General features: G+C 39.4%; 10 protein-coding genes. 4 read left to right on the top strand and 6 right to left on the bottom strand.

Annotated features, from left to right (window positions below; genetic code table 11):
* The first annotated feature begins 2 nt into the window (after positions 1–2).
* Both ACYVM0_RS09005 and ACYVM0_RS09000 read left to right on the top strand, forming a co-directional pair.
* Positions 3–1,055: a Rieske 2Fe-2S domain-containing protein gene (locus tag ACYVM0_RS09005; RefSeq protein WP_460555675.1), complete on the top strand. Its 1,053-nt coding sequence runs from the start codon at positions 3–5 to the stop codon at positions 1,053–1,055.
* Positions 1,055–1,909, top strand: a complete 855-nt coding sequence (locus tag ACYVM0_RS09000) for a hypothetical protein (protein WP_460555672.1) — start codon at positions 1,055–1,057, stop codon at positions 1,907–1,909. Before ACYVM0_RS09005 ends, ACYVM0_RS09000 begins: the two co-directional genes overlap by 1 nt.
* Positions 1,910–1,911: 2 nt before the next feature.
* Here the strand turns inward: ACYVM0_RS09000 and ACYVM0_RS08995 are convergent, their stop codons facing one another.
* The 6 genes from ACYVM0_RS08995 to ACYVM0_RS08970 form a co-directional block, all read right to left on the bottom strand.
* Positions 1,912–4,167, bottom strand: coding sequence for a sigma-54 interaction domain-containing protein (locus ACYVM0_RS08995; protein ID WP_460555669.1), 2,256 nt, complete (start codon positions 4,165–4,167; stop codon positions 1,912–1,914).
* A gap of 166 nt (positions 4,168–4,333) precedes the next feature.
* A complete protein-coding gene (locus ACYVM0_RS08990) occupies positions 4,334–4,708 on the bottom strand; it encodes a hypothetical protein (protein ID WP_460555666.1) in 375 nt (124 codons plus the stop codon).
* Between the two features lie 36 nt (positions 4,709–4,744).
* Positions 4,745–6,556: an SGNH/GDSL hydrolase family protein gene (locus tag ACYVM0_RS08985; protein ID WP_460555663.1), complete on the bottom strand. Its 1,812-nt coding sequence runs from the start codon at positions 6,554–6,556 to the stop codon at positions 4,745–4,747.
* Between the two features lie 59 nt (positions 6,557–6,615).
* Positions 6,616–7,956 carry a T9SS type A sorting domain-containing protein gene (locus ACYVM0_RS08980; protein WP_460555660.1) on the bottom strand — a complete coding sequence of 447 codons (1,341 nt, stop codon included), beginning with the start codon at positions 7,954–7,956 and terminating at the stop codon, positions 6,616–6,618.
* Positions 7,957–8,205: 249 nt separating this feature from the next.
* On the bottom strand, positions 8,206–8,925 hold the full coding sequence (locus tag ACYVM0_RS08975; protein ID WP_460555657.1) for a Crp/Fnr family transcriptional regulator: 720 nt from the start codon (positions 8,923–8,925) through the stop codon (positions 8,206–8,208).
* A 350-nt stretch (positions 8,926–9,275) separates the two neighbouring features.
* Complete coding sequence (locus tag ACYVM0_RS08970; RefSeq protein WP_460555654.1) at positions 9,276–10,172, bottom strand: helix-turn-helix domain-containing protein; 897 nt, start codon at positions 10,170–10,172, stop codon at positions 9,276–9,278.
* 189 nt (positions 10,173–10,361) lie between these two features.
* On the opposite strand from ACYVM0_RS08970, the gene ACYVM0_RS08965 reads away from it, so the two are divergent.
* Together ACYVM0_RS08965 and ACYVM0_RS08960 are read left to right on the top strand one after the other, a co-directional pair.
* Positions 10,362–11,342: an aldo/keto reductase gene (locus tag ACYVM0_RS08965; RefSeq protein ID WP_460555651.1), complete on the top strand. Its 981-nt coding sequence runs from the start codon at positions 10,362–10,364 to the stop codon at positions 11,340–11,342.
* 27 nt (positions 11,343–11,369) lie between these two features.
* Positions 11,370–12,488, top strand: a complete 1,119-nt coding sequence (locus ACYVM0_RS08960; RefSeq protein WP_460555648.1) for an aldo/keto reductase — start codon at positions 11,370–11,372, stop codon at positions 12,486–12,488.
* Positions 12,489–12,491 lie beyond the last annotated feature (3 nt).

Raw genomic sequence — 12,491 nt, 5'->3', positions numbered from 1 at the left:
TCATGAGCGCAGGTTATACAGCTGTAGGTTGGAACAGGCAGAAGAAATTATACGATGGATTTATTTTTATTTTTTGTGTACTGTATCTCACCACATTTATAGTAATTACGGCATTTGTAAATCCAGATTATACTTTTGAGACCGTGTTAATACGCTCTACATCTACCTTAGCCGTATTACTATTGCATGTTATCTTAAGCATCGGCCCCCTGGCGAGGATCAATAAAAAATTTTTACCGCTTTTATATAATCGCAGGCATTTAGGCGTTACTATGTTTTGTATCGCTGCTGTGCATGGTATATTCAGCATCATTCAATTTCATTCCCTGGGTAATGTAAATCCGCTGGTATCGCTGTTTACTTCCAATACCAATTTCTTTTCATTAAGTGGTTTTCCCTTCCAGGCATTGGGATTTTTTGCATTGCTCATTTTCTTTTTAATGGCAATAACCAGCCACGATTTCTGGCTGCACAATCTTTCTCCTAAAGTCTGGAAGACTTTACACATGTTTGTTTATGTAGCCTATTTCTTAATTGTGATGCATGTGATGTTGGGCGTTATTCAATACGAGACACACCCTGTATTTGTATTGCTGGTAAGTGCAGGAGCCTTGTGGCTGATAACATTGCACCTCATTGCAGGAAGAAAAGAAATAAAAAAAGACAATGAAAAATTTGATATCGCAACAGAAGGCTTTGTACCAGTATGTGAAGTAAACGATTTTGAAGAGGGAAGAGCAAAAATATTCTGTCTTGATAAAGAACGCATTGCTGTATACAAACATGAGAATAAATTGTTTGCATTGCATAATGTGTGCAAGCACCAGGGCGGGCCACTGGGCGAAGGAAAAATTATTGATGGTTGTATCACCTGCCCCTGGCATGGCTATCAGTATTTGCCCCAAAACGGACAGTCGCCTCCGCCATTTACAGAAAAGGTAAGTACTTATGATATTAAAATTATTGGTTCAAAAGTGTGGCTGAACCCAATACCTTTTGCAGAAGGAACAGAGAGAAACGGAGCTATAATAAGTGAACAATTAATAAATCAATAATGAATAGTGCAGAGTTTTATATCGGGTGGATGCCTGAAGCGCCATCATCTTTTGCAAGACTGGTTAAAAGAGTACTGATATTTCTTTTACCTCTTGCTGTAGTTGTTGCATTACTGCTGGCATCATTTCAAAAAAAGTTTTCTTCGGCTAATTTTGAATTTGGTACACTTACTGAAGTAAAGGGTATCTACATAAGCAATCCTTTGCCCATGTTAAAAGTTGTTGCCGGAAAAGATATCTGGGGCAATGCTGCTTATATTACCATTCCATTAGTTGGTTATGGTAAACACGGTGCAGCAACCGCCATTATGGAATCAGAGAAAGAAAAAAATATCGCTTTCAATAATAAAGAACTTACGCTAAAAGGTACATTGCTATACAACGATGGAAAAACATTATTGCAAATAAATAAAGATGAAAATCCTGTAGTAAATATTGGAGCAGTTGCTGACTCTGCTGTGCTGACAGCGCAAAAAGATTTAGGGGTACAAACCATAAACGGAGAGATCATTGATCCTAAATGTTATTTTGGCGTAATGAAGCCCGGTGAAGGTAAAGTGCATCGTGATTGTGCTATCCGTTGCATTTTGGGCGGTATCCCTCCTGTATTAAAAGTACAGAACGAAAAAGGAGAAAAGAATTATTATTTAATTGTTGGCCCCAACGGGGAACCTATGAATGAAGCTGTACAGGATTATGTGGCAGAACCCGTTGCTATTACTGCACGTGTTGTGCAACAAGACGACTGGATAATTTTATATGTAGCGGATAAAAAAATAAACAGGATTTCAGGAATCAGGTTGTATAAATCACCAGCCGAAATTACTTCCTGTGTTGCCGGTTGTATGAAATGATTTTATTTCTCTCTTTCTATGCCCAGTTTTTTCATTCTTGCTTCTAAAGTGGTTGGATTAAGGCCGAGTATTTTTGCAGCTCCTTTTTCGCCACTCACTTTCCAATTGGTATCATTGAGTACGCTGATAATATGTTCCTTTTCCACATCCTCCATTTTTTGTAAAACTGCTTTTCCATTGGAGTTTGTCGTTTTTGCGGCCGGAATCCAATCCCCGTATTCCAGTGTATTGGTATTGGTTAATATCAAAGCTCTTTCAATAAGATTTTCCAGTTCACGGATATTTCCCGGCCAATCGTATTGCATCAGCGCATCAACAACTTTATCAGGAATGTGTTTAATATCCTTCGCCATTTTGCCTTCGTATTTTTTTACAAAATGTTTTATCAGCAGAGGAATATCTTCTTTGCGATGACGTAATGGAGGAGATATGATTGGGAAAACATTCAGGCGATAGAACAGATCTTCCCTGAATTCTTTTTTCTCAATGGCCTGCTGCAGGTTACGGTTGGTGGCAGCTATCAATCGTACATTTACTTTTATTGTTTTCGGATTACCTAATCTTTCAAATTCTCCTTCCTGCAACACTCTTAATAATTTGGCTTGCAATTCCACCGGCAATTCGCCGATCTCATCTAAAAAGATGGTTCCGCCATCTGCTAATTCAAAACGGCCTATCTTTCTTTCCATAGCGCCGGTAAATGCACCACGTTCATGGCCGAATAATTCACTCTCAATTAAATTAGCAGGTAATGTGGCACAGTTAATTTTTATCAGCGGCCTTTTGCTCCTGTTACTGATATTATGTACAGCTCTTGCCAGCAACTCTTTTCCCGTGCCGCTTTCACCTAAAATTAAAACGGTGGCATCTGTGGAAGCTACTTTCTCAATTTGCTGTAGTACTTTATGAAAGTCCTTGCTCTTACTGATAATATCTTCAAAATTATACGTCAGTTTTATTTCTTCCTGTAAGTATTGATTTTGTGCCTGCAGCCTGGCTTGTTCCTGTTCCATCAATACTTTATCTGTAATATCAATGAACATCGTCCGGGTAAATTGCCCGCCGATATCAGGGTTGCTCCACCACTGTATCCAGATGGGTTTGTTATTATCTTTACGACGCAATTCCAAAACCACACCGCTGGTATCAGTTCCGCGGCCTACCGATTCAAATGCTTCCTTCATGCGCTTTTGTGCATCGGGTGTATCGGGCGCCATTGTTTTTCCATATGTAAAAGGTACTTCCTCCGGCTTCACGCCTAAAATTCTTAATGCAGCCCTGTTGGCTTTAATAAATTTTGAATCCAGGCCTTCATGTACATAAGCAATCGGGGCTTCTTCAAACAGATCCCTGAAACGTTGTTCACTTTCATCAAGTAATGTGGCTAAATTTTTATTGGCCACTTTTAATTGTTCCTCCGCTTTTATCCTGTCAATTTCAGATCCGGCACGTGCTGCAAATATTTTTAGTATAGAGGTCTGATTCTGGCTTTCACTCATCGGTTTATCATCCAGCGCCGCAATGTGGCCAACAACCTCATTGGACGAAGGACTGTAAATAGGCACTGCTACATACGACTGCATTCCTTTTTCTTTTGGAAAAGTTTTTTCTAACTCATCGGCACAGAAATAATCTTTGCCCTGCATTACAATTTCACACGGTGTGCCCTCCAGGTCGTACTCAATATTTTCTAATGGAGTGGTATTATCTACAAAGGAAATGGTACGTAGCCTTGTCCTGGCTTCATTGGCACACTCTGTTACCAGTGCATATTTAACGCCCAGTGTAAGGGTAATGTATTTTGTAAGTTCCTTAAAATAATCGTAGCCTACATGGCTGGATGTAGCTTCAGAAACTGTACGCAGTAATTCTTCTTCCAGCTTTCTTTTGCGTATATCACGTACAATGCTGCAGGTAAATTCTTCGCCTTTATAGGAAATAAAATTACCCGTAATCTCTACATCATATAAATAGCCGGTTTTATGCCTGTGCTTCGCCTCAAACCTGAATTTTTTTTCCTCTTTAAGCCGCTGCCAGAATTTAGGAAAATCCATTACAATTTCAGAGGGGTTAATGTCATGTACCCTCATCTTTTGCAATTCTTTTTTGGAATAGCCCGTCATTAAACAGGCGGTATTATTTACATTCAGGATCTCCCCGTTGGCATTTACCCAAAAAACGCCTTCCTGTAAATTTTCAAATGTAAATTGAGAAAGGCTTACATCTTTCTCAAAATCCAATAAGGAAGTTTTTGCCATTGCAGTAGAATTTGAAAAACTGATAAGGTTTGTTGCTGATAAAAATAATAATAAATTGCAAGGTATTTTAATTAAAAATCTGTTGATGTCAGTGTAACGACAAATTTTTATCCGCAACCGGGGATTTGTAAAGTAGCTTTTCAATGCTAATGTTGTAAAACACAACTCACACTCTTTTACCGGCTATATTAAAAAGATAGTTCAGCCTGATATTTCTCGAAAAAATAAACTGCAGGTCCTCATCCGAATAAATGCTGAATTTGCCTACTATGGTATTGGAAACCTGTTCAAAACCATTAGAATGATTAAGCCAGAATTCTTCAACTGATAAAATGCAAAAATCTTTTATGAATATCAATTCAATACCATTGCATTCTTTGGAAGGTTTATAATAGCGGTACACCCATTCATTCTGGCCGGATAAAACTTCAATTTTTTTAAATCCCAGGCGTTGTAAAAACTTTTCATTGATAGTGTAAGTGTTCTTTTTTATAAACGGCGGGCCGGGAGGTCCGCCGTTTATATTTAGTTGGGCACACATAAAAAATATTTAATGGTTAGTAAGGGTAAGCAGTAATTATTTTATGAATGCAAGTACTACCTGCATATTTTTACCAGGCAATGCAATATTTAAATAGTAAACACCTTTGCTGCTGTTTGCAACGGCAACCTTTATATTATTTCTTCCTTTATACAATTGTTGTTTGCCTTCACTCATCTTTCTTCCGTTTAAATCAATAACCTGCCAGGAGATCGTACTGTTTTCGTTGGTGTAATAAACAAATGCATATTCATTTTCAGCTATTTTTTGCATTCCTGATATGCCTGCAGCATACCGGTCATTACGAACCACAATGATATCGCTGTACCTCACCAACCCCGGATTTTCTGTTATCTTAAGTTTATAATAACTTACCGGGGAAGTAAAATCATTATCTGTGTAAGTATATGCAACAGCTGAATGTGCTGCAATAACAGCAACCTGTTCAAAACTGTTACCATCAAAGCTTTTCAGTAATGAAAAAGTTGCAGGTTGCTGACCAGGATCTACTTTCCAGTTAAGTGTAACCTGGTGGCCGCCGGTTTGTTCGCCGGTAAAAAACAATGCATCAACAGGTAGCGTAACATTGTTTAATTTATTACTTGCAACAATAGCTTCGTAAATTTTGTTATTACCCTGCTGATTTAAATGTACGCCGTCGCCGGTATCATATATTCCTTTTAAAACATTACCTGTGGCCATACTATCCCAAACGTTTATATAGTATGCAGGATAGGTTGCCGCAACCCAATCTTTAAAGGCCAGCATATTTACACCCAATGGTTTTGAATAATCTTCCGGTAGTACAATATGGTAAACTTTTGCTCCGGTAGCCTGCAAAATTCTTACGAGTGAATCATAATTGCTTTGCAATTGTAAAAGGGTTGAGCCAAACCTGATATCGTTACTGCCAATACTCAGCAGGTATTTGTTGGCAGAAAGCCTGGTCAATTCATCCTGCCGGTTCAATACGTTGGTAACAAGGTCGGCTCCCCCGGCATTGATCAATGCAGGCGGATAATTATTATTCAGTTGTGCCGCATACCGCCCGGTAAAAGTGTTGGTAAAATAACCAATGGTTTTACTGTCACCAACGGTAACTAAATTAGCACCTGTAGGTTCATTGCTGGTAATTTCAATATTTTGTACCTGGTGTGTACCACCTAATTCCATCAGCGAAAAATTACTGGTATTAGGTACAGCAATAGTGCTGCCGTTGGTAGCGTAGGTAAAACTTACCGATCCCATCGAACCGGAACTGATATTATGTGCCGTAAAATGAAACACACTGTCATAAAATTCACCATCAAGATCTATCGTGTCATTCAATGCAAAATTTATTGTTGGCCCTGTGGCAACAATTGTTCTTCCGGATTTTACTATATACAATCCGCCGCTGCCCGAATTAGTAGTTTGCAAAAATCCCATCACATCGTTTTGCACAAAGGCATTGGCAGATTTAAGTCCAAAACCAAGGCCATAAGAATCTGCGGCCCAGGCTGCTATTTTAAACCGTAATTTAAAACGCCACTTCTCCAGTTTGGTCTGGTAACTGGTAATATGTACGGTATTGTTCCAGTCGTCTTTAGTACTGCTGCTTATATTTACATAATTGCCACTAAGGGTTGCCGTTACATTACCATGAGTAATAAAATCGTTGGTATTACTCCAGCTATTTGCACTGTAAATGGTTCCATAGGGAGTGGTTAGTGGTGATATGGCTTTTTTGTATTCTACAGCCCCGGGATGATGAAGTTGTTTGCTTTTGTTTTTTTCGCCTGCGTTTACGAACATAGTAACAAATAGCATGGCAATGCCTGCCGCAATTCGGTAAAAAGTAAATGTCATGTTTTGGATTTTATGGTTTGTTAATTTGTATGAAGAGTTGCAATAGGAGAGGTGCGATCTTATGGCTTAAAAAATTTCAGCGTTACCTGTTCGCTCTTTCCGTTGATCGTTGCCCAGTAAATTCCTCTGGGTAAGTTGCCGGTAGCAATGGGCATATTGCTGAGAGCATTTATTTCTTTTACCAGCCTGCCTTCGGCATTTAATAAATAAATGTGTAACATTTCCCTGGTAGCTGAACGGATATACATGTACTCTTTTACAGGATTGGGTTGAATAGTATACGCTGTAGTTGTTATAAGCGGAACAGTTGCGCTGAGGCTATTGCTATACAATATTCTTCCGCCTGTGGTTTTTATGATAAGCCGGTAATAATTAACTCCCCCGAAAGGCTGATTATCTGTAAAACTGTAGCGGGTGTTGGCTGGCGCATCTTGTATTGCACCGATACTATCCCAGCGGGAGGCATCAGTGCTGCGCTCAATGATATATTCATTTACTCCGGCACCGTACGGATTCCAGTTTAACTCAACGGCATTGTTTACAGCTTTACATACAAAATTCAGCGTAGCAGTATGCAATACATTGCAGGTGCCAAAAAAACCAAATTTATCAGCAAGGTAATGCTCCACCTGTGTTATTTCCGCCGCAGTAAGTACCCTGTTATAAAGAATTATTTCGCCGATATCGCCGGAAAAAAAACTGTAATTCTGTTGCGGTGCCCTGCCACCAATAGTAGTGCTGTCATAAGGCAGCCTGCCAAAAGGGCCGCTGGTTGTTACTGTTGCAGCAACCGTATTGTTATTTGCGGTATAGCTTGATGGCGATGAATTAACGCTGCCGTTATAAGTCAGGGTAAAAATATTTCCGCTGCTTAAAAAAGTCATGTTATCTCCCATGGCGCCGGTCAATACGCCGCCGGATACACTTGAAGTTACATCAGCAATAAATGAAAGGGGGCTATAGGCCGGAGCATCAGTACATAATATTTCGGAGTAAGTATTGGCAAGCCCTTTTATGGACAGCAGCGTTTCCGGGTTGCCGGAAATAGAGGGTTGAAGAAATACAATAAAAATTGTTTTTGCACCGGATGCTTTCAGCGTGCTGCATAAATAAGTTCTTCTGCCTACATCAAAATGTATAAGTGGCTGTGCGCATAATAAATTGGCGTACGCCACCAATTGCGGCCGCTGGCTATTGATATCCTGCCTGAAATGATTGCCGTTACCGCTTTGATCCTGCCATACCTGCACCAGGTCGCCCGGGTTGGCGTGGGTAATCATATTATTATTGAAAACATTTCTGTCGGCTCTCAGCCATAGGATATTTCCGGATGATGGGATCTGGCTGTAAACAAAAGGAAAACATAAAAAAAATAGGAATGTGCATAGGAGTTTTTTCATGTATTGGAGTTTAAGGTTTAGCAATGCAATGCTTCCATCAGATGTTGTAAAAATTCAACAGGGCTATAAGTGCCTTTCGGTTGAATTTTATTTTTGCAACAAGTAAATGATTTGGCAAGACAAGTTTACTCAATAATTCTATTGCAGTAAATAAACACGTAAACCTATTTTTACTTTCTGTAAATTAGTTTACACATAACAGTATGTTATAGAAAAAAAAATAAATGCAAAAGTGAAAAAACGAATTGGCTATACTGCTTTTTTTTGTTTCAAGGTACCCAGGCTTAAAAAATTATACGTAACATCTATTTTTTTTCGGGTATAATATAGCAAACCTTCTTCTTTTAATTCTTTGATCATCACGTGCATAAACTGGCGTGACACACCTATGAATTCGGCAATATCACTAAGAGCGAAATAATTATCCAGAACGATACGGTCACTTTCCTTTTTTCCTGCGCATGCCGTCCAGCCCTGGAAAAAATACAGTAATCGCATTCTTGCATCTTCATTTGTCCATACTGAATGCCTTGATTCTAAAAGACGAAGCTTGGTGCTGATCATTTCCGCATAGTAAAACGATAACAGGTGATTATGTTGCAACATTTTTTTAAAGTCATCCGCCACAAAATAAAACAGGTAGGTATTGGACCTTAACCCCGTTACATAACTATCGTTGTTAGAACCGGTAAAAGAAAAGTCACCGAATATATCGCCTTCAACAAGTATGTCGCTTACAGCATTATTACCCACACTATTAAAATTTACCAATTTTGCAGTGCCGCTTGCAAGAAAATATATTTTGCTAACGGGCTCTGCATCCAGCAGAAGCGGATTCTTTTTTGTTAGTTTAATTATCCTTGCTCTCTGGCATATTATTTTAAAATGATCTTCATTAAGATGTATAAATAAAGGATGTTTACGCATATAAACACTCTTGATCTTTTCATTATTTATCTCACTTTTCATTGCAATCAATTTGCATCCCTGGTAATTTGTATAATCGGATGATGTACTGTATTAAAATATTTATGGAAGAACAAAGTTAGACAGGCTGCTTTTTTGTAGCTGTAAACTATCTTACACTACACAGGTAAAAATTTTGTTAAAGCCTTTACTGTAAAAACAGTTACACCGAAAATAAATCGCTCTGTGGTACAGGTATCAATAAAAAAGCCGGCCATTATGCTGCCGGCTTTTATAAAAATATGGTGGTAATGCAATTCGTTAAACAACGAATTGCCATTTGGACGGAGCTCTTTTTAAAAAGAACTGGCAATCAGGTTATTTTTTGCCAGGGATTTGTAAAAGCATTTTTACTAATTCAACGTTCTGTACTCATTTGGCGACATACCAACTTTTTGTTTAAATAACCTTGTAAAGTGTTGCGGATATTTAAAGCCTAAACCGTAAGCCACTTCGCTGATGGATTTATGGGTATCAAAAATTCTTTCTTTAGCAATCGCCATCACTTTGTTTTGAATATATTCCTGTGCAGATTTCCCGGTTTCTTTTTTGACCAAATCACCAAAATAATTGGGCGATAAATGCAAGGCATCTGCGCAATAGGCCACGGAGGGCAAACCGGCATGTTGCGGTTGATCAGATGCGTAATAACCATTCAGTAACTCCTCGAATTTTTCTAAGATTCCTTTGTGTGTATTATCACGTGTAATAAACTGGCGGTCGTAAAAACGAATGCAATAATTCAGAAACAATTCTATATTCGAAGCGATCAGTGTTTTGCTGTGCTTGTCGATAGACTGTTCTAATTCATATTGAATTTTACCAAAACAGTCCAGTACAAGCTGTCTTTCTTTTTCCGACAGGTGTAAAGCTTCGTTTACAGCATAAGAAAAAAAAGAATATTCCTGGATGTGTTTTCCTAATGCAGTGCCTTTTATCAATTCCGGGTGAAATAGCAAGGCCCATCCACCGGGTTCAAATGTTTTTACTTTTGGCTGCACACCCACCACCTGGCCGGGAGCTATAAACACCAATGTGCCTTCCTGGTAATCGTAATGATTGCGTCCGTACTTCAACTCACCGCATTTAAATTCTTTCAAATACACGGCATACAAACCAAAGTTGAATGTTTTTGCAGGCATCGGTTCAGCCTTCGACAGGTCTATTACAGTAATCAACGGATGCAATGTTTTTACCCCACGCATCTGATTATAGGCTGCAATGGTGTCCAGTTTTACGATTTCTTCCATATCAGTTTTTTTACAGTAACAAAAGTAAACATTCCGGCAGAGGTTTTTAAATAAGCAGATCGGCATCAGTAATAGTGGTAAGTAAACCAGTAATTGGTATACAAACTCCTGTAATTATTGTTCAGACCTTTGCAATAGAAAATAAAGGATAGCCGCATTGGCATCCGTTAAAAATAAAAAATACTTACAATGAAAAAGAGACTATTGGGAAACAGCGGATTAGAAGTATCCGCATTAGGACTTGGTTGTATGGGACTGAACTTTGGTTACGGCCCAGCAACCGACAAGGAAGCAGCTATAAAATTAATCAGGGCAGCATACGAACAAGGCATCACTTTTTTTGATACTGCCGAAGCATATGGCGCTGCCAATGAAGAACTGGTAGGAGAAGCTGTAGCACCTTTTCGTAAAGAGGTAGTGATAGCCACCAAGTTTGGGTTTAAAGACGGAGACTCCAAAAAAGGCCAGGATAGCCATCCCGATCGTATAAGAGCTGTGGCAGAAGAATCATTACGACGGTTAAAAACGGATGTGATTGATTTATTTTATCAGCACAGGGTAGATGCAAACGTACCAATGGAAGATGTGGCAGGAACAGTAAAAGATTTAATTGCAGAAGGAAAAGTAAAACACTTTGGTCTTTCAGAAGCAGGTGTTGTTTCGATACGGAAAGCACACGCTGTGCAACCCGTAACTGCTTTGCAAAGTGAGTATTCCATCTGGTGGCGGGAGCCTGAAAAAGAAATTATTCCGGTATTGGAAGAATTAGGCATTGGCTTCGTGCCTTTCAGCCCCTTGGGTAAAGGCTTTTTAACCGGTACCATCAATGAAAATACAAAGTTTGATGCCAGCGATTTCAGGAACATTGTTCCCCGGTTTACTGAGGAAAACAGGAAGGCCAATCAAAAACTGGTGGAGCTGTTAAGTGCCATTGCTTTGCAAAAACAAGCAACGCCTGCACAAATTGCACTGGGTTGGTTACTGGCACAAAAGCCATGGATAGTTCCTATTCCGGGTACTACAAAATTACACCGGTTAACAGAAAACATAGGAGGCGCATTGGTTGATCTTTCTGTAAGTGATATTAAAGCAATAGATGCAGCATTTGCCTTAACGAATGTGCAGGGCGATCGTTATCCTGCCCACTTGCAAAACAGGGTTGGTAAATAATGGATCACCTGTAATAAAAAAACAACAATGGAAAATCATAATCGTAGAAATTTTTTAAAGTCAGGTGCCGTATTAAGCAGCGCATTGCTGCTTTCGCCTGCAGCCAGTTTTGCAACAGCAAATGAAAAAGATAACACGAAAAATAATACGCCCGGTACTAAATCCCGTACCCTGGGTTCAGGTAAACACAGTATTGAAGTTGCTTATGGTATGGGACTGGGTTGCATGGGTATGAGCTGGAACCGGAGTTTTATTCCGGGCAGAAAATATATGATCGCCACTATCAGGAAAGCGTATGACATGGGTGTAAATCTTTTTGATACTGCTGAAGCTTACGGCCCGTTAGTAAATGAAGAACTGGTAGGCGAAGCAATTAAACCTTTCAGAAAAAAAATTACGTTGTGCAGCAAATTTGGTTTTGATATACAGGATGGTAAAATGACCGGTGGATTTAACAGCCGGCCAAAACACATCAGGGAAGTAGTGGAACAATCATTAAAAAGATTGCAAACCGACCATATAGATTTATTGTACCAGCACAGGGTTGACCCGGATGTGCCCATTGAAGATGTTGCCGGTACGGTTAAAGACCTGGTACAGGAGGGAAAAGTAAAACACTTTGGTTTAAGTGAAGCCGGCCCGGAAAATATCCGCAAGGCGCATGCAGTGCAACCACTTACCGCTATTCAAACCGAGTTGTCATTGATGTCCAGGGAACCGTTAACAGATATTTTTCCTGTTTGTGAAGAACTGGGAATTGGTTTTGTGCCCTACAGTCCCCTTTGCAGGGCTTATCTTACCGGCTATATTAATGAACGTACCACATATGTTCCGGGTAATGATAACCGCCCAACATTACCCCGTTATAAACCCGATGCGGTTATAGCAAACTGGAAGATCATTGATGTATTGACCAGGTTTGGAAATGAAAGAGGATTAACTGCGGCCCAGGTTTCCCTGGCATGGTTACTGGCACAAAAACCCTGGGTGGTTCCTATTCCCGGTACAACAAAACTGGCTCATCTGCAGGAAAATTTGTGGAGTGCTGATTATAACTTCTCTGCAGATGAATTGAAACAGTTAATGGATGATATCTCAAAAATTACAATTACAGGTGCCCGTTACCAAACACCGCAAACCAAATAAATA

Source organism: Ferruginibacter profundus, assembly GCF_054783275.1.
Note: the sequence above shows the minus strand (reverse complement) of the source record. Positions and strands in the feature narration are given on the sequence as shown.

Excerpts from the sequence above, each read along its gene's own strand:
- ACYVM0_RS08980 (WP_460555660.1), bottom strand. The coding sequence starts at position 7,956 with ATGAAAAAACTCCTATGCACATTCCTATTTTTTTTATGTTTTCCTTTT.
- ACYVM0_RS08995 (WP_460555669.1), bottom strand. The coding sequence starts at position 4,167 with ATGGCAAAAACTTCCTTATTGGATTTTGAGAAAGATGTAAGCCTTTCT.
- ACYVM0_RS08960 (WP_460555648.1), top strand. The coding sequence starts at position 11,370 with ATGGAAAATCATAATCGTAGAAATTTTTTAAAGTCAGGTGCCGTATTA.
- ACYVM0_RS08975 (WP_460555657.1), bottom strand. The coding sequence starts at position 8,925 with ATGAAAAGTGAGATAAATAATGAAAAGATCAAGAGTGTTTATATGCGT.
- ACYVM0_RS08990 (WP_460555666.1), bottom strand. The coding sequence starts at position 4,708 with ATGTGTGCCCAACTAAATATAAACGGCGGACCTCCCGGCCCGCCGTTT.
- ACYVM0_RS08965 (WP_460555651.1), top strand. The coding sequence starts at position 10,362 with ATGAAAAAGAGACTATTGGGAAACAGCGGATTAGAAGTATCCGCATTA.
- ACYVM0_RS09000 (WP_460555672.1), top strand. The coding sequence starts at position 1,055 with ATGAATAGTGCAGAGTTTTATATCGGGTGGATGCCTGAAGCGCCATCA.
- ACYVM0_RS09005 (WP_460555675.1), top strand. The coding sequence starts at position 3 with ATGAGCGCAGGTTATACAGCTGTAGGTTGGAACAGGCAGAAGAAATTA.
- ACYVM0_RS08985 (WP_460555663.1), bottom strand. The coding sequence starts at position 6,556 with ATGACATTTACTTTTTACCGAATTGCGGCAGGCATTGCCATGCTATTT.
- ACYVM0_RS08970 (WP_460555654.1), bottom strand. The coding sequence starts at position 10,172 with ATGGAAGAAATCGTAAAACTGGACACCATTGCAGCCTATAATCAGATG.